Annotated in this window: 19 protein-coding genes and 1 pseudogene; 18 read left to right on the top strand and 2 right to left on the bottom strand. The window is 46.1% G+C overall.

The genetic code is table 11. From position 1 onward, the window contains the following. Window positions 1–12 precede the first annotated feature (12 nt). Together HUG15_RS19025 and HUG15_RS19020 are read right to left on the bottom strand one after the other, a co-directional pair. Window positions 13–429, bottom strand: coding sequence for a disulfide oxidoreductase (locus tag HUG15_RS19025; protein ID WP_200124792.1), 417 nt, complete (start codon window positions 427–429; stop codon window positions 13–15). Further along, complete coding sequence (locus tag HUG15_RS19020; protein WP_200124790.1) at window positions 426–1,148, bottom strand: thioredoxin domain-containing protein; 723 nt, start codon at window positions 1,146–1,148, stop codon at window positions 426–428. Before HUG15_RS19020 ends, HUG15_RS19025 begins: the two co-directional genes overlap by 4 nt. A 136-nt stretch (window positions 1,149–1,284) precedes the next feature. Here HUG15_RS19020 and HUG15_RS19015 point away from each other — a divergent pair, with 136 nt between their 5' ends. The 18 genes and pseudogenes from HUG15_RS19015 to HUG15_RS18935 all read left to right on the top strand — a co-directional run bounded on the left by HUG15_RS19015 (window position 1,285) and on the right by HUG15_RS18935 (window position 15,995). Continuing rightward, on the top strand, window positions 1,285–1,695 hold the full coding sequence (locus HUG15_RS19015; protein ID WP_200124788.1) for a Fur family transcriptional regulator: 411 nt from the start codon (window positions 1,285–1,287) through the stop codon (window positions 1,693–1,695). A 59-nt stretch (window positions 1,696–1,754) separates the two neighbouring features. After that, window positions 1,755–3,230, top strand: a complete 1,476-nt coding sequence (locus HUG15_RS19010) for a catalase (RefSeq protein WP_200124786.1) — start codon at window positions 1,755–1,757, stop codon at window positions 3,228–3,230. A 149-nt stretch (window positions 3,231–3,379) separates the two neighbouring features. Beyond that, complete coding sequence (locus tag HUG15_RS19005; protein WP_200124784.1) at window positions 3,380–3,808, top strand: hypothetical protein; 429 nt, start codon at window positions 3,380–3,382, stop codon at window positions 3,806–3,808. Window positions 3,809–4,029: 221 nt separating this feature from the next. Beyond that, a complete protein-coding gene (locus HUG15_RS19000) occupies window positions 4,030–4,806 on the top strand; it encodes an SDR family oxidoreductase (RefSeq protein WP_200124782.1) in 777 nt (258 codons plus the stop codon). 13 nt (window positions 4,807–4,819) lie between these two features. Next, a complete protein-coding gene (locus tag HUG15_RS18995) occupies window positions 4,820–5,383 on the top strand; it encodes a TetR/AcrR family transcriptional regulator (protein WP_200124780.1) in 564 nt (187 codons plus the stop codon). A gap of 13 nt (window positions 5,384–5,396) precedes the next feature. After that, window positions 5,397–6,155, top strand: coding sequence for an SDR family NAD(P)-dependent oxidoreductase (locus HUG15_RS18990; protein WP_200124778.1), 759 nt, complete (start codon window positions 5,397–5,399; stop codon window positions 6,153–6,155). Between the two features lie 23 nt (window positions 6,156–6,178). Continuing rightward, window positions 6,179–7,159: a quinone oxidoreductase family protein gene (locus HUG15_RS18985; protein ID WP_200124776.1), complete on the top strand. Its 981-nt coding sequence runs from the start codon at window positions 6,179–6,181 to the stop codon at window positions 7,157–7,159. Between the two features lie 166 nt (window positions 7,160–7,325). Beyond that, window positions 7,326–7,519 (top strand): annotated as a pseudogene (locus HUG15_RS23740) (3-hydroxyacyl-CoA dehydrogenase family protein); the annotation flags it as partial. 339 nt (window positions 7,520–7,858) lie between these two features. Continuing rightward, the gene (locus HUG15_RS18980; protein WP_200124774.1) at window positions 7,859–8,320 is read left to right on the top strand and encodes an acyl-CoA thioesterase; all 462 of its coding nucleotides are present in this window, start codon (window positions 7,859–7,861) and stop codon (window positions 8,318–8,320) included. Window positions 8,321–8,444: 124 nt separating this feature from the next. Next, window positions 8,445–9,668: a NupC/NupG family nucleoside CNT transporter gene (locus HUG15_RS18975; RefSeq protein ID WP_200124772.1), complete on the top strand. Its 1,224-nt coding sequence runs from the start codon at window positions 8,445–8,447 to the stop codon at window positions 9,666–9,668. A gap of 135 nt (window positions 9,669–9,803) precedes the next feature. Further along, a complete protein-coding gene (locus HUG15_RS18970; RefSeq protein WP_200124771.1) occupies window positions 9,804–10,547 on the top strand; it encodes a hypothetical protein in 744 nt (247 codons plus the stop codon). A 5-nt stretch (window positions 10,548–10,552) separates the two neighbouring features. Next, a complete protein-coding gene (locus tag HUG15_RS18965) occupies window positions 10,553–11,302 on the top strand; it encodes a hypothetical protein (RefSeq protein ID WP_200124769.1) in 750 nt (249 codons plus the stop codon). After that, complete coding sequence (locus tag HUG15_RS18960; RefSeq protein WP_343073131.1) at window positions 11,280–11,669, top strand: GntR family transcriptional regulator; 390 nt, start codon at window positions 11,280–11,282, stop codon at window positions 11,667–11,669. The genes HUG15_RS18965 and HUG15_RS18960 overlap by 23 nt, the downstream gene beginning before the upstream one ends. A gap of 3 nt (window positions 11,670–11,672) precedes the next feature. Further along, window positions 11,673–12,551: an ATP-binding cassette domain-containing protein gene (locus HUG15_RS18955; protein ID WP_200124767.1), complete on the top strand. Its 879-nt coding sequence runs from the start codon at window positions 11,673–11,675 to the stop codon at window positions 12,549–12,551. Between the two features lie 3 nt (window positions 12,552–12,554). After that, the gene (locus HUG15_RS18950) at window positions 12,555–12,974 is read left to right on the top strand and encodes a hypothetical protein (protein WP_200124765.1); all 420 of its coding nucleotides are present in this window, start codon (window positions 12,555–12,557) and stop codon (window positions 12,972–12,974) included. After that, window positions 12,971–13,810, top strand: a complete 840-nt coding sequence (locus tag HUG15_RS18945) for a serine hydrolase (RefSeq protein WP_200124763.1) — start codon at window positions 12,971–12,973, stop codon at window positions 13,808–13,810. The genes HUG15_RS18950 and HUG15_RS18945 overlap by 4 nt, the downstream gene beginning before the upstream one ends. 33 nt (window positions 13,811–13,843) lie before the next feature. Next, window positions 13,844–14,746 (top strand): ABC transporter ATP-binding protein, encoded by a 903-nt coding sequence (locus HUG15_RS18940; protein ID WP_200124760.1) that lies wholly within the window; start codon window positions 13,844–13,846, stop codon window positions 14,744–14,746. Further along, window positions 14,739–15,995, top strand: a complete 1,257-nt coding sequence (locus tag HUG15_RS18935; RefSeq protein ID WP_200124758.1) for an ABC transporter permease — start codon at window positions 14,739–14,741, stop codon at window positions 15,993–15,995. The genes HUG15_RS18940 and HUG15_RS18935 overlap by 8 nt, the downstream gene beginning before the upstream one ends. Window positions 15,996–16,259: the final 264 nt, after the last annotated feature.

The raw sequence follows: 16,259 nt of genomic DNA, 5'->3' as shown, positions 1-16,259 counted from the left end.
GTTTTCCCACCTTTAATTTTTGGATGATTGCCGTACGAACAATAGACAGATGGTGATGAGTAAGAAAGATATAAGGGCTAAAAAAGGAATGGTCATAAAACCAAGCCAGTTAATGTATTCGGCGCTGCATGGCACCCCTTCCGCGCATGGCGTTGCGCCGCCAAATGCCGGTATTTTTTGTTCCGCATAATGAAGTGCTGCCAAGATAGCGCCAATAACGGAAAATGGCAGTGCATATAAACGAATGCCGAAGTCAGAACGGAAGGTAGCGATCCCGAGGATCACCACGAGCGGATACATGGCGATCCGTTGATACCAGCACATTTCACAGGGAACAAAATCTGCGACTTCGCTGAAATATAAACTTCCGAATGTTGATACGAGCGCCAGCAACCATGCGGCGTATAAGAAGAGGCTTTGCCGTGTCATGCGTCTGCAGCTGCCAATTCTTCGTCGATGGCTTCTTGGATGGCACCATAATCAAACGGATCGTCAATAACTTGGTCGTTGACCATAATCGTAGGCGTTGCTTGTACGTCAAATTCTTCTATTACACTGTGATCTTCTTCTATTCTCGGCATTGCTTCCTGGTTAAGGATGGCTTCCTCCAGCTCATCTAGATCTACATCTTGGGCATGCTCGTCCGCTAAATCCAATAGAAGATCGGTAGTCACTTGTGACCCCTGTTGTCCTGCATATTGCATAAGGGCGTGATGATAGTTCCAAAATTGGTCGGGTGTTTCTTCATAAATGGTGCGAGCAGACAAAGATGCCAACAATGACTCTTCCCCAAAACCAATATAATTGTAAAAAGACAGCGAAGCATCGCCGGTGTCTATATAATCGTCATATAGTTGGGGAACGATTTCGGAATCCCAATCGGAACATGCCGGACATTTGTAATCCCCAAATTCAATGATTGAAACGGGAGCGTCTTCATCTCCTGTCGTTGGAACATCTTCAACGGATGGTGCCTGTTCGACAGCCGTGGTGTTTCCGCCGCTATTTACGACGAATAAAAGCGCGCCCATGACAATGACAAGGGCAAGCGTGATAATGACCAACATTTTGATTGGTGCTTTTTTATTTGTGTTTTTCTTTTTTGCTTGAGCCACTTTTTTCACCTCTGAATCTGTTTTCCTTATCATAACACTATCACACTTTTTGTGTATAAATCGATGATGACAATTTTTTGTATGCATTGCAGCCCGAAATTATAGAGAGCGTATGTCTTGACATAAATTTAGACTAAGTATAAATTAGTAGATGTGAGGGGTGAATTACATGTCGGCAAAAGCTTATCATACGCCCCAAAGACAAGCTGTTTATGAAGTTATACGGGAGTCGGGAGATCATCCGACAGCGGTTGAAATTATGGACCGGCTTCGTGAGCGAGGTCAAAACTTCGCTTATGGCACGATCTATAATTCGCTTCGTTACTTAGTAGATGCGGAGTATATTTCGGAATTGAAATTGGGAGATAACGCCAGCCGCTATGATGCTAACATCGACGACCACCACCATATTACGTGCATGGAGTGCGGGAAAATCGATGAGGTCTACGCGGATCTTCCGAAAGAATGGCTCAACTCCGTTGCTCAGGAAACGAATTATACCGTTGATAAACCCGTTAACTTTCATCATATTGTGTTAAAGGGGGTGTGTGCGGACTGTCGAGGGAATGAATGGCAGTAAGCATTCAATTTAACATGCGGCTTGTTTTTTATTAAAAATCACTTGGAGGTGCGCTTTTCATGAGCGAAAACAAAAACAATGAAAACAGGAAACTGACAACGGCATTTGGAAATCCGGTTCCCGACAACCAAAATGTTCAGACAGCGGGACCGCGCGGTCCAATGCTTATGCAAGACTTTTGGTTTCTTGAGAAAATGGCAAACTTCGACCGGGAAGTCATTCCGGAGCGGCGGATGCACGCGAAAGGTTCCGGCGCGTACGGTACGTTCACGGTTACCCATGACATTACAAAATACACAAAAGCGGATATTTTCTCTGAGGTTGGCAAACAAACGGACATGTTCGCCCGCTTTTCAACGGTTGCCGGTGAACGCGGTGCCGCAGATGATGAGCGCGACATTCGCGGGTTTGCTTTGAAATTTTATACCGATGAAGGGGTCTGGGATCTCGTAGGCAATAACACCCCTGTTTTCTTCCACAGAGATCCAATCAAGTTCCCGGACTTAAACCACGCCGTTAAACGTGACCCGTACACAAATCAGCGCAGTGCCCAAAACAAATGGGATTTTTGGAGCTCATTGCCTGAGGCTCTTCATCAGGTGACGATTGTTATGAGTGATCGTGGCGTCCCTAAAACATTCCGTCATATGCATGGATTCGGAAGCCATGCATACAGCATGATTAATGCTGACAACGAACGGGTATGGGTGAAGTTCCACTTTAAATCACAGCAAGGCATTGAGAACTTAACCGACCAAGAAGCAGAAGAAACAATTGGAAAAGACCGTGAGAGCAACCAAAAAGATTTACTGGAAAGCATCGATAATGGTGATTATCCGAAATGGAAGCTCTATATTCAGGTCATGACAGAAGAAGAAGCGAAAAACATGCCTTACAACCCGTTTGATCTTACAAAAGTATGGTATAAAAAAGACTTCCCATTGATTCCGGTTGGGGAATTCGTGCTCAATCGCAATCCGGACAACTACTTTGCAGAAGTAGAGCAAGCGGCTTTTGCGCCGACAAATATTGTTCCCGGCATTGGCTATTCTCCGGATAAAATGCTACAAGGACGCTTGTTTTCCTATGGAGATGCGCAACGTTACCGTTTAGGTGTCAACCATCATCAAATCCCGGTTAACGCACCGAAATGCCCAGCTCACAGCTATCACCGTGACGGCGCTATGCGGGTTGATGGCAACCACGGAAGTAAAATTGCTTATGAGCCAAATAGTTACGGCGAATGGGGAGAAACGCCGGAACGTAAAGAAGAACCTCTGGAGATTAATGGCGATGCATACGCGTATAACTTCAGGGAAGATGATGATAACTATTACGAGCAACCAGGTAAATTATTCAATCTGATGAGCGATGAACAAAAAGAATTATTATTTGCCAATACTGCCCGTGATATATCAGATGCGCCGGAATTCATTAAACTCCGACACATCGGTAATTGCTACAAAGCTGACCCTGCATACGGCGAAGGTGTAGCTAAAGCATGTGGCATTTCCATGAGCAAAGTGAATGTGTAAGTAATATCTCTGAAACAATGAAACCTCCGTTGATCCCACGTTGGATCGACGGGGGTTTTTCTTTCTGAATTTAGTTGACAAAGAATGCATGTTCGTGTACACTTGTGATATTAAATGGCATTATCTTTGTAAAAAAGGAGGGGAGAGCGATGAGCGAAGAAAAGTTAGAGCAAATTTTGTCGAAATTGGATGATATGGGTCAAGATATTACGGAGTTAAAAACTTCATATGGACGAATGAGTGATGATATTCAAGGTCTAAAATCAGGCCAAGCACGTATGGAAGAAAGAATGACGTCGATGGATGGAAGAATCACTGCAATGGATGGAAAAGTTACTTCGATGGAAGAAAGAATGACTAGAATGGATGAAAACATCGAAGAGTTGAAAGTTGGCCAAAAAGTGCTGACCGATGGTCAAAGAGGTATAAGGAAAGAAATCAGTACTCGTTTTAACGAAACCAAGGATCGTTTTGATTTTGTTGACCGTCAGTTGCGGTTGTTGGATGTTGATTTTTCAGGCATTGAAGAAAAAGTGAAAGACCATTCTCGGGAAATTTACCGTTTGAAAAACTTATAGCCCTCATGTCTTTTCAAAGCTCATGCTTTGCCTGCAACCAGATTCTTTTTTCAACCCTGAACAAGCAAAGCATTTTTTTCTGTTTTTATGAAAACTTTTGTTTAATTAAACTAAATTTATGTTATAATATGTCCATACTAAATGGTCAGTATCAGAAAAAGGTTCAGAATTTACAGCCTAATAGACATTGTATGTTCAAAAAGCCTAAGGGAGGTTATCTAATGAGTGTATTGGATCTTTTTAACATCAAAGGAAAAACAGCCATTGTTACCGGTGGCGGTCGAGGCCTCGGCGCCCAATTTGCAGAAACGATGGCAGAGTCCGGGGCTAACGTTGTGCTCTGCTCACGCAGGGTGGAAAACTGCGAAGACGTGGCCAAAGAACTGAAAGATGAATACGGAGTGGAAACACTGGCTCTGCAATGCGATGTGACCGACCAAGAAGACGTGGATAATCTCGTCGCAAAAACGCAAGAGACGTTCGGCTCCATTGATATTCTGATCAACAACAGCGGCGCAACTTGGGGGGCGGCGGTTGTTGACGTGCCGTTGGAAGCTTGGCAAAAGGTGATTAATGTCAACATTACCGGCACTTTTCTCATGAGCCAGGCGGTCGGCCGAGTGATGATCGAACAAGGGGGAGGGCGAATTATTAACATTTCATCGGTTGCTGCCCTGAAAAGCTCGATGCCGGAAATGATGGATACAATTCCCTACAATACGAGCAAAGGCGCGGTCATTAACTTCACGAAAGATTTAGCCGTAAAATGGGGGCGTCATAATATTAATGTCAATGCCATTGCCCCGGGCTGGTTTAAGACGAAAATGTCAAAGGAACTGATGGACAAAAACAGCCAAGCAATGCTGACGTTTACACCGCTTCGCCGTTTTGGCGGAGATGACGATTTGAAAGGAGCCACCCTCTTTCTTGCATCCGACGCTTCGAAGTATATAACCGGAGATGTCGTCGTTGTTGACGGAGGGACAAGCTTGATGTAGCGAGGGCTGAAAAATGAGAGAAAAAATAAAGAAAGCAAGCATTCAATTATTCGGGGAAAAAGGATTTAAAGAAACATCCATACAAGATATCGTTCGTTCGCTGGAAGTCACCAAAGGAACATTCTATTACTATTTTTCCAGTAAAGAAGAATTGTTAACCGAAATCCATTTTGATTATATCGATGAGTTGGTTCGGAATATTGAAGAACTCTCAGAAGATGAAACAAAAAGTAACAGGGATAAACTCGTCGGTGTTGTCTACTTAATGGTCATGAAAATAAAACATCATCGCTCAAGTGCCAATATTATTTTTCGGGAAATGCGTCATGTGAGTGCAGAGAGTTACACGGAAATTGCACGCAAGCGCAATCAAGTAAGAGAACGGACCGAAGAGATTGTCCGAGAGGGAATTGCAGCACAAGAATTTCGCAGTGATCTGAATCCGCCCATCGTCACGCTCGCGATCCTCGGTGTAATAAATTGGAGCTATCAATGGTTTAACCCTGAAGGGAAATACAGCGATGAAGAAGTAGCAGGTGTTTTCGTCGATATGGTGTTGCACGGCATTCAATCGTGAAGGAGAGGACACAATGAGATTTAAAGATATGACGGCCTTGATAACAGGTGCAGGGAGTGGCATTGGGGAAGAGACAGCCGTTCGGCTCGCCAATGAAGGGGCAAAAGTAATTTTAGTGGGCCGGACGAAAGAGAAATTACAACATGTGGCTACAAAAGTCCCGGGGGCGGTCATTTTTCCCGCCGATGTGACGAAAAAGGAAGAGGTAGATAAGCTTGTCTCTTTTGTAGAAGCGGAATGTGAAACATTGGACGTGCTGATCAACGGCGTAGGCGGATCTAAACATTCCCCGATCATGGAAACGGCAGAGGGAGATTGGGACGCCATGCAGGATGTGAATTTGAAAAGCGTGTTTCTTTCTTCGCAGGCACTCGGCGCTTTAATGATCAGACAAGCGGAAAAAGAAACGGAGCATCGACCACGCGCGATTGTGAATGTGGCTTCGTTATCCGGGCATCAAGCCGGTGCGCAGATCCCCCATTACAGTTCGGCGAAGGCGGGGGCGCTTAATTTCACAAAAGCGCTTGCTCTCGAACTTGCGCCGTACGGCATTCGGGTGAACTCGGTGTCACCGGGATTTGTGGAAACGCCGCTAACTGAAGATGCGTTGACGAATGAACGGTTTTCCAAAGCCATTGAACGGAACACGGCGTTAAAACGAGTGGGGCAATCAGCAGAGATAGCCAATATCATTGCGTTTGTCGCTTCAACGGAAGCATCGTATATGGTCGGTTCTGATGTTCTTGCCGATGGCGGTTGGCTCATAAAATAATTGAAAGGCGAAAAGGTGATAAAATGAAAGCAATTCAATTCTCGAACTATGGCGGGCCGGAAGTATTGGAAACAGTGGATGTAGAGCGACCGAAACCGGAAGGACGCGAAGTCTTAATTGCCGTTCATCGTGTGGGCGTCAATTATGCGGACACCGCACGACGGAGAGGGCAATATGTTGTGCCAACGCCGCTTCCGTTTATCCCCGGAGCAGAATTGGCAGGCGTCGTACAGGAAGTCGGTCCCGAAGTGACGAGTGTGAAGCCGGGTTCCCGTGTCGTTACAATGACAGGGTCGGGGGCATATGCCGAATATGTAACGGCGGATGAGCGTGGGTTAATCCCCCTCGGGGACACATTGGATTTCTCTACCGCGGCTGCCTTGCCGTTACAAGGGTTGAGTGCCTATCACGTGTTGATAACGATGGGCCAAATGGCAGAAGGAGAGACCGTTCTTGTTCACGCGGCCGCGGGTGGTGTCGGCAGCATCGCTGTTCAACTGGCAAAATTGCACGGCGCCGGCAAAGTAATAGCGACGGCAAGCACGGAAGAAAAGTTGGCGGATGCCAAGCGATTAGGTGCTGATGTGGGCATCAATTATACCCAAGAAGGTTGGGAAAAAGAAGTCCTTGAGGCAACGGACGGCAAGGGCGTGGACGTCGCCATGGAAATGGCCGGAGGAGATATTTTCGAGAAAACACTCCGAGTGCTCGGCCGCTTCGGGCGCCTCGTTATCTTCGGTTCCGCGAGTGGCGAACAAAGCAAACTTAATGCCGGTCGGCTTATGGAAAAAAATCAATCCGTTATCGGCTTCTTTTTGCCGCAAATCATGCGAAGGCAAGCGTTAATGCAGGCTAGTTTGGAAACGTTGTTTACCCATTTGCAAAAGGGAGAGCTAGAGCTGCAGATTGGTCATACGTTTCCTCTTGAAGAGGCCGCGCGTGTGCATGAGCTCATGGAAGGCAGAAAAACGAGAGGCAAAATTATTTTGGAAGTGCAATCTTAACGCCTACAGCATGAATGTCCCGAAAGGTCAAGCTCAACTGAATGGGCTTGGCTTTTTTTAGCAGGTAAGAAAGTATAAATCAAATTTATTACCTGCATAAGTGCAACTAAGGCTTTCGCCATCAAAGCTTGGCGGAAGCCAAGTTTTCTAATAGCTGTATTTGATTATCGATAGCCACCTGCGTAACATGAATTATTTATATGAAACACTCCGTGAAAAATACCGGCCGTGTCCGCTTCTCATCAAGTACATGAAAGCCGGGAAAATTGGGCTACAAAACCCGGCGAAGGGTTTTACATTACCACTAGGCATATGCGCCGGTGGTTTTTGCTCGAACGGAGACGTACAATTGCGGGTTAGGACCCGAACATTAGTGAAAACTGGGTAGAAGGGTCACTAACTACGTAATTAGCACCCGAACAGCAGTAAAAACACGCTCGAAGGGTCACTAATCATACAATTAACACCCGAACAGCAGAGAGGGGAACGATGAAAGGGTCACTAACCGTATGATTGATCCGGGGCAAAAATAAGGTGAATCGCGGGTAAAGTGTCCACACTTGGGGTAGGTGGGGACAAAAACAAAGCGAATCGTGCTCAAAATGTCCTCGCCCGCTGTGATAGCGCAATCACATTTGACGAACCACATCAAAAAATGTAGGTTTAATAAGGTAATTATGATATAGGAAGGTGTTCGTCATGAGTAAACGAAAAGAAACGCAACCAATATCCCGTTCCCATACACTTCAATCGCACCTGGTAAGCCCATCGGATACGAATCATCTGCAAACAATTTTCGGCGGAAATGTTCTCGCCTATATTGACGAGGCAGCGGCAATCGCGGCTATGCGGCATTCAGGTGAAATCGTTGTCACGGCTTCGGTGGATAGCGTTGATTTCCATGCAGCCGTAAAATCAGGAGATCTTGTTAATGTTGAAGCATGGGTAGCATCAACCGGACGGACATCGATGGTCGTTTATGTGCATGTAAGTGTAGAAAATCCGGCGACCGGAGACATGAAAACAACGACTACCTCTTTTGTGACGATGGTAGCAATTGATGATCAAGGAAAGCCGGCAAAGGTACCTGCAGTATTCGGGGAAACGGAAGAAGAAAAGCAAATCATCGAACTTGCCCGCAACCGTAAGAATGGTCGCTGACGGAAATGTTGATGCGCTTATTGTGGTAGGCACCATGACCATGGTAATCTAACGTTAAGCCTACTTGTTCATACAAGCACTTATTTTCAATGAATCAAAAAATTTTACGGGAGGAGCGCGAGATATGGAGTTATTGGGCAACATTGCATGGGGGCTTATCGCAATTGTTGTATTGTTGGGGCTCGCTTTCTTGCTTTCTGTGGACCGGAAGAACATTAATGTAAGGACTGTTTTAGGCGCCTTGGCGATTCAAATTGCCATCGGTTTGCTTTTCCTCGGATGGGGTGTAGGCGAGGAAGTGCTAGCTGTGCTCAGTCAATTTGTAACCGGCATTTTAGGCGCTGCAGATGCAGGGATTGACTTTTTGTTCGGGGAAGATTTAATGGCGCTCAACAATGGCAACACGTTTTTCATTCATGTTTTGTCTGTTATCATTTTCTTCGCTGCTTTAATGGGTGTGCTGTTTTACATAGGGTTTATGCCCTGGTTGATTAAAATCCTGGGCGGTCTCATTTCAAAAGTCTTAGGGACGAGTAAAGTGGAATCCATTGCCGCAACTGCGAATATCTTCGTTGGAATTACGGAATCTCCGCTTACGATTAAACCTTATTTGAATCAAATGACACGCTCGGAATTCTTTACGGTTATGACCGTTGGATTGGGCACCGTTGCCGGTTCCGTTCTCGGTGGTCTGGTCGCCATGGGAGCACCGGTGGATTACTTGATCGTCGCGAGTTTTATGGCAGCACCTGCCGGATTGGTCATGGCTAAAATGGTCATTCCCGAATCGGAACACAGTAAGACGACGGATGATGTTAAACTCGAAAGAGATAAAGACACAAGAAATGTCATTGATGCGGCGGCAAGAGGGACGACCGATGGGCTGCGGCTGGCTTTGAACGTTGGTGCAATGGTGCTTGCCTTCGTATCGCTTGTAGAATTGCTTGATATTGGGTTGGGGCTCATCAGTCAAGATTTGACGATCGCCACCATATTCGGCTTTGTCTTTTCTCCTTTGGCATTTTTAATCGGTGTCCCTTGGGAACAAGCGACGCTCGTCGGCCAGATGATTGCGGAGAAAACGATTATCAACGAATTTGTCGGTTTCGGCACGCTCATTGAAGCCATGGAAGCCGGAGCGATTACGGATCCGAGAACGATCGCGATTGCAACTTTTGCCCTCTGCGGGTTTGCCAACATCGGTACGATCGCGATTATGATCGGCGGTTTAGGGGCACTTGTGCCGGAACGCCGGCAGGAAATTGCCCAGTACGGTCCGCGAGCGTTGATTGCCGCGATTCTCGGTAATTTAATGAACGGCGCGATTGCCGGTATGCTTATCCTGTAAAAAGAAATCTGCAAATGATTCACACGTCCAAGCGCGGGCGTGTGTTTTTTTTACAAAAAACAGTTGCAAAATGACAGGGGATGTTATACTGTATATGTAGATATAAACAGATGAACAGTTGAGGAGTTGTTCATGATGATAAGGGATGTATTCCGCCTAGCCTGGTTTGAATGGAAGAACGTGAGTATTCGGGGTGTTGTTAGCGCGCTTTTTGTGTTGATATGTTACGCCATTCTCTTAGCCTTTGTCGCGGGATTGGGAGAAGATGAAGGAATAGTTCAGGGATTGGACTTTTGGTTAATTTTAGCGATTATCCTCTGGTTAGGCACGTCCCAGTTTAGCGGTGAGCCGTTTAATCTGACTAAGATGAACGATGATATGCTTTCGACCTCCTTTTATCGTTATATGAAGCGATTACCGCGTTCGGAAGTGGCTTTATTCCGCAGTCGTTTGCTCGTTAAAGCCGTGTATCTAACCGTGCTCATGTTTGCAATGGCGTCTTTGGCAGTGATCTTTGCCCCTGATCCATTTCCGTTTTCATTTGGAGATTATGCATTTATAAGTTTTACTGCTTTTTGGATCGCTGTTGTCTTGATTTCCACGATGAACGCGATATATGAAATTGGATACAGCATGAAAGAGGGTAAGAAAATGAACCTGAAAGCAGCGGCATGGATCATCGGGTTCTTTGTCTTCTACCTTGTCATTTGGGTGTGGCTCATTCCTTATAACGGAACATTTATGCGTTTTACGATTGAATACGCAGTTGCCCGTCCGACAGTGATGTTGGGTATTGCCGGAGCCATTGTATTCGTCACGTTATGGGTCGTTGAATATTCAGGGCGGCAGAAGATACGGAAACAAAGGGATGGGGGGTGAGAGACGTGAAAGAAATATTTCGGTTAGCACTGTTTGAGTGGAAACAAACGAATGTGCGCGGTCATGCTCTCGGATTGATGATCTGCGTGCTTTACGCTGGATTCATATATGTAATGGCAAGTATGGATTCTGGATGGAATGTTGCCAAAGGGGTTGTTGAGATCTCTTTCTTATTTGCTTTCCTAACGCTAGGTAATGTACATCTCAAAGGCTTTAGATCGAAAGAGTTGTCGACATCGAAATGGTCGAGTCCTTACTATACGTATGCTAGGCGGCTCCCGATCCCGGAGAAGCGTTTATTTTATAGCAGGATGCTGGTGAAAGGTCTGCAAGGACCTGTCATTATGACGATTGCTATTTGCTTTGCATCGCTATTTACGAACGTGTTCTCTTTCACGTTTACTGATCCCGCGTTTTACAGTTTTCTTGTTTTTTGGGCCGCTATTGCTTTTATACCGACGTACACGGCACTCGAAGAGATTGGGATATATTATCGAAAAAGAGTCCATCTTTATAGCGGAGCGTATTTTATCCTTTTCCTCTATTTATTAATTTATCTCGTTGTATGGATTTGGCTTGTTCCTTTTGATGGCACGTTTATGGCATTTTCAATTTATCTGGCCGAAGAAGCAGATCTATTGTGGAATGTTGTCATCCCAATCATCATTGTTTGTTTAACGCTCCTCGTCTTCGCTTTACTGGGTCGCAGACGCATCAAACGGAAGGGAGGAGATGTTCGTGCCTCTCCCGATTGAAGTCAATGAAGACCGGCAAGAGCCGATTTATCATCAAATCGAAGAGCAAGTGAAGGCGCTCATTGTGTCCGGTTATTTGCCGGCGGACACGGCTCTCCCATCGATTCGCGTTCTTGCTTCCGAATTGGGATGTAGCGTGATTACGACCCGGCGCGCGTATCAGAACCTAGAGCAGCAAGACTATATCAAAACGTATCGCGGCAAGGGGACGTTCGTTCGCGAAGTGACGCGGGAGAAACGCTCGATCTTAAAAGAGCAAGCGGTGCAAGATGCCTTGCGGCAAGCCGTGAAAACAGCCCGCCAACATGAATATACGGATACAGAGATTCAGCGATTATTGTCCACCGTTTTGAAAGAGGAGAGATAAGAGATGCATACACTGACGTGCCGAAATGTTGTCAGAAAAATGGGAGATGATTTTACGCTCGGCCCAATCAATCTGGAGATCCCCGCCGGCACGATTACGGCGGTAATCGGAAATAACGGTGCTGGTAAAACGACATTGTTTCAAGCATTGAGTGGTGATTATCCCGGGAAGGGAGAAACGAATATTCTGGGTCACAATATTCACAGTGTTGAAGCAAAAGCCGCTTTCAGTTATGTGCCGCAAACCTTTCCGGAAGTGCTTCCTTTTCGCCTGCAACAATTGCGGGATCTGCATGCAGCGCATGATGACAGTTGGCAAGATGACCGATTCCAAGCCTTTGTGCATGAATTCAAGCTGCCGCTCCGAAAAAGAATTAACAAACTATCCGTCGGGATGCAACGTAAGACGGTTCTTGCCCTGCAGCTCAGTCGCGACACATCGCTCTTGCTTCTCGATGAACCGTTCGCAGGCTTGGATATGGAGGGGCAGACACAATTAGAGAAAATGTTACTTCACAAAATGGAAGAAGACCCCAATTGCAGCATCGTATTTGCCACACATATCGCGGATGAAGTTGGGCGCCTCGCCGACTATATTGTGATGATGAAAGATGGAAAAACACGAGAGCCGATGGAAAAAGATTCACTCGCTCAACAATTTAAGCGGATCTGGCTAGCCAAATCCGTCACCGGGGTCGAGGAAGCCCCCGGCATCCAAAAAGTCAGTATAGAGGGCGCCCTGCCTCAGATTTTAACGAATGATGCCGAAGCGACGGAAAAATGGTTGGCGGCACGAGACGCTCAAATTATGAAACGCGAGAGTTTAAGCTTGCATGAAAGCCTGCCGTTGCTGCTTCGAGACGAGGAAACGAATGGGGTGTAAGCTATGCCGTCGTTTATCGTAATTGTGTTTTTGATTATTGTCGTTATTAATGCATTGCCGCTTTTGAAAAAGGATAAGCGAACGACGTGGAATTATTTTCGGGCAACCGGAACGGTAGTGATCGTCCTCGTGGCATCGATCGCGATCACCAATCTTATCATCTCACCGTTTATAGGCGCGCTTATTGTAGGTGTTGGCATTATTTTTATGGAAAGGTCTGTGTATACAAAATGGGGATTGATTTCAGTTGGCAGCATCGCGCTAATTGTCGGAAGCCTTGCTTACTTTGCCTTTCGTGAAGATACACAGTACGTCGTTGACCATTTGTCCGAGGACGAGAATTCTTCAATGTATGTTGCCGAGAACGGCGAAGTGCTAGTGAGTCGTCAACTGATGAGCAAAGACCGCTGGCGAGCACGGTGAAAATCGTGATTGCCGCTGTCTATGCAGAAGCTGTGGACGCGGGTGACATCGACCCTGATGAAGCGATAAATCTGGATGACCTGGAACGTTTTCACATGGAAAATACCGAAGGCGGGGCGCATCCTCAGTGGCTTGATCAACTGGATTCCGAAAGCGAGGATACCGTCCCCCTACAAGAAGTCGTCGAGGGAATGATTGTTTTCAGTTCAAACGCGAACACGGATTTTTTACTTGAAAAAATCGGGATCGAGTCTATCAATGAAAGGCTTGAAGAATGGGGATTAACGGATCATGATCCCGTCTACCCACTCGTTAGCCCCTTGCTTATGTACGAAGATATTGGGGAGGAAGCGGCTTCGTTACCGATGGAAGACTATCGATCACAGGTAGAATTGTATCATGAAGCGATCGTTCAAGGTGAGCTTGATGCTAGTGCAGAAGGATTCACACTTTCAATGGATGAACAGAGGATGTGGTCGGATCGCTTGCCGGCAGCCACAGCCGCTTCATACGGAGAATGGCTACACGATATTCATACAGACGAGTGGTCCAATGAAGGAGCAACAGCCATCCTTATGGACATATTGGAAGCAGGAACGGCTGACATTGAAGGCATCGAATCTTTCGGACAAAAAGGAGGATCGACGGCTTTTGTCCTTAATCAGGCGATGTATGCTACAACCGAGGATGGCAATGTCATGGAGCTGGTAGTTTTGAACGATGATCTCAGTTGGTGGCAAAGTTTTAAACTGGGGAGGAACATGTCAATTTTTATCGAGCAATTTTTTGAAGATAAGACTTTTCGCGAAGAGATACTGGAAGCGATAGCTGATTGATGCGAGTTATTATTAAATGCAAAGGAGAATTCCATGACACTCATGATTAACGATGTCAAAAAAAAATTCGGCAAACACAAGGCTGTGGATGGCTTATCTCTTACTGTGGAGAGAGGCAGCATGTTCGGAATGCTCGGGGCAAATGGCGCGGGAAAAACGACAACTTTCCGGATGATTTTAGGGTTGCTCGACCCGACCAACGGCTCCGTGACATGGGACGGGAAGCAACTTTCCTACAAACGTACCCACTTGGTGGGCTACCTTCCTGAAGAAAGAGGCTTATACCCGAAGCTGACCGTGAAAGAACAATTGATTTATTTGATGAGGCTCAAAGGGATGAAAAAACAGGATATCATAGAGGCCATGCGCCGGTGGCTGGAAAAATTCCAAGTCCCGGAATATGAAAACAAGAAAATCGAAGAGTTATCGAAAGGCAATCAGCAAAAAATTCAATTTATCGCGGCCGTTCTACACGACCCGGAGCTCTTAATTTTGGATGAACCGTTTAGCGGTCTTGATCCGGTGAACACGGATATGTTGCGTGATGCGGTGCAAGATTTACAGGAAAAAGGGACGACGATTGTCTTTTCCAGCCACCAAATGAGAAACGTGGAAGAACTGTGTGAAGACCTTATTATGCTAAAACGCGGGGAGCCTGTCCTTCAAGGCAATTTGAAAGAGATTAAACGTTCATACGGCATGAAAAGCATCAGTATTCGAGCAGACTATGATTTACAGTTCTTGGACGATCGCCCCGGGGTTTTAAGCCTGGATAATACAAAAGATGGGGCAACTGTAAAAGTTGAAAATGAACAAGTGGCTGAAGATCTTTTTTACACGATTGCCCAGGAAGGGTTTGTCCGCAAATTTGAGGTCGAGGAACCTTCGTTGCACGATATTTTTGTAGATAAGGCAGGGGGAGACGAAGATGAATAACTTTTGGATTACCGTCGGGCATACGGTGAACAGACGATTAAAATCGAAAGCATTCATGTGGTCAACGTTAACGATGGTGCTTCTCATCATAGGATTGATGAATGCGGGCCAAATTATAGCGGTGTTTTCAGATGAAGATGAAGGGGGCAGCTCGCAGCGTATCGCGGTCGTCGATGAGACGACGGATGATGCCATCGGTGACATGCTTGAAGGCTATGAAGACGGGCCTTTTGACTATGTGAATTATACCGAGGGCGATGAAGAAGACGCGATCGCGGCAGCGGAAAATGAGGAATACGAGTATGTGCTGGCGTTGAGTGGCGACGCGGTCGATCTCAATGTTGATTTTTACGGTGATGATAATGATTTTACGATTGGTCAAGAGATTAATCAAGATGTGCAAAATGTAAAAGAAGCCGTCGTCACAAGCGAACTCGATTTAGATGAAGACGAACTCGAAATGATTCATGCGCCGATTTCTTTTAATGAACAGCCGCTTACCCCGGACGGGGAAGTGCAAACCGAGGAATCGCAAATGCAAGCCTATTGGATGGTTTATGTCCTGGTTATTGCTATCTACTTGATCGTCATCACTTTCGGGACGATGATTGCCACCGAAGTAGCCACCGAGAAATCGTCACGTGTCATGGAATTGATCGTGTCCAGTGTGAATCCCATTACGCAAATGTTAGGGAAGCTCGTGGGGATCGGTGTCGTTGGCCTCGTTAGTTTGGCCGCGCTTGGGGCTTCAGCTGGTATCGGGCTTACGATGAGCGATGATGAGCTATTGCAAACAATCATAGGGGAAGCCCCCGACATGTCTCTCTTGTTATACGCCTTGTTGTTTGTTATTCTCGGGTATTTTTTATACGGAGGTTTGGCCGCGATGCTTGGCGCGCTCGTCAGCCGTGCGGAAGAAGTCAACCAAGCCCTGCAACCTTTAATCATCGTAGCCATGATCGCCTTTTTCATCGCCATCTTCGGTCTGAATACCCCGGATACGACGTTCATTCAAGTGATGTCCTATATTCCGTTTTTCGCACCGCAGCTTCTGTTCCTTCGCATCGGCATGGGCACGGTACCGATGTGGGAAGTGGCGTTGATTATTGGTATTCTGTTAATCAGCGCGATTCTGTTTAACATTCTCGCGGCACGTATTTATAAAGGTGGCGTGCTCATGTACGGGAAATTTACGTTCAAAAACGGCATCAAGCAAGCCGTGACGATGTCGAGGAAAGAAAAATCATAGAAGCCATGTGATTGCTCAAACAGAAGTCGATCCCCTCCGTGAGGATAAGAGGCGCAAAACGGCCCTTCGGGGGGGGACGAAAATCACTAAAAAATGGAGGGGTCATAGAATATGGAAGCTGAATTTTTATTCATAGCTTTAGGATTTGCAGCAGCAGCATTTTTTGCACTTTAAGAATGTTTAACTTTAGTCAAGGATTAAAGTATAAGAAAAACTAAGGCTTCCGCTATAAGGACTTGGGTCGAGTAGGAGGGAGCCTCTCCT

The organism is Salicibibacter cibarius (assembly GCF_016495725.1).
Classification (GTDB): Bacteria; Bacillota; Bacilli; order Bacillales; family Marinococcaceae; genus Salicibibacter; species Salicibibacter cibarius.
The sequence above is the reverse complement of the archived record's forward strand: the minus strand, read 5'-3'. Positions and strand labels throughout refer to the sequence as shown.

What these genes read in the sequence shown, in the direction of transcription:
- HUG15_RS19025 (WP_200124792.1), bottom strand. Translation starts at nt 429, where the DNA reads ATGACACGGCAAAGCCTCTTCTTATACGCCGCATGGTTGCTGGCGCTC.
- HUG15_RS19020 (WP_200124790.1), bottom strand. Translation starts at nt 1,148, where the DNA reads ATGATAAGGAAAACAGATTCAGAGGTGAAAAAAGTGGCTCAAGCAAAA.
- HUG15_RS19015 (WP_200124788.1), top strand. Translation starts at nt 1,285, where the DNA reads ATGTCGGCAAAAGCTTATCATACGCCCCAAAGACAAGCTGTTTATGAA.
- HUG15_RS19010 (WP_200124786.1), top strand. Translation starts at nt 1,755, where the DNA reads ATGAGCGAAAACAAAAACAATGAAAACAGGAAACTGACAACGGCATTT.
- HUG15_RS19005 (WP_200124784.1), top strand. Translation starts at nt 3,380, where the DNA reads ATGAGCGAAGAAAAGTTAGAGCAAATTTTGTCGAAATTGGATGATATG.
- HUG15_RS19000 (WP_200124782.1), top strand. Translation starts at nt 4,030, where the DNA reads ATGAGTGTATTGGATCTTTTTAACATCAAAGGAAAAACAGCCATTGTT.
- HUG15_RS18995 (WP_200124780.1), top strand. Translation starts at nt 4,820, where the DNA reads ATGAGAGAAAAAATAAAGAAAGCAAGCATTCAATTATTCGGGGAAAAA.
- HUG15_RS18990 (WP_200124778.1), top strand. Translation starts at nt 5,397, where the DNA reads ATGAGATTTAAAGATATGACGGCCTTGATAACAGGTGCAGGGAGTGGC.
- HUG15_RS18985 (WP_200124776.1), top strand. Translation starts at nt 6,179, where the DNA reads ATGAAAGCAATTCAATTCTCGAACTATGGCGGGCCGGAAGTATTGGAA.
- HUG15_RS18980 (WP_200124774.1), top strand. Translation starts at nt 7,859, where the DNA reads ATGAGTAAACGAAAAGAAACGCAACCAATATCCCGTTCCCATACACTT.
- HUG15_RS18975 (WP_200124772.1), top strand. Translation starts at nt 8,445, where the DNA reads ATGGAGTTATTGGGCAACATTGCATGGGGGCTTATCGCAATTGTTGTA.
- HUG15_RS18970 (WP_200124771.1), top strand. Translation starts at nt 9,804, where the DNA reads ATGATAAGGGATGTATTCCGCCTAGCCTGGTTTGAATGGAAGAACGTG.
- HUG15_RS18960 (WP_343073131.1), top strand. Translation starts at nt 11,280, where the DNA reads ATGTTCGTGCCTCTCCCGATTGAAGTCAATGAAGACCGGCAAGAGCCG.
- HUG15_RS18955 (WP_200124767.1), top strand. Translation starts at nt 11,673, where the DNA reads ATGCATACACTGACGTGCCGAAATGTTGTCAGAAAAATGGGAGATGAT.
- HUG15_RS18950 (WP_200124765.1), top strand. Translation starts at nt 12,555, where the DNA reads ATGCCGTCGTTTATCGTAATTGTGTTTTTGATTATTGTCGTTATTAAT.
- HUG15_RS18940 (WP_200124760.1), top strand. Translation starts at nt 13,844, where the DNA reads ATGACACTCATGATTAACGATGTCAAAAAAAAATTCGGCAAACACAAG.
- HUG15_RS18935 (WP_200124758.1), top strand. Translation starts at nt 14,739, where the DNA reads ATGAATAACTTTTGGATTACCGTCGGGCATACGGTGAACAGACGATTA.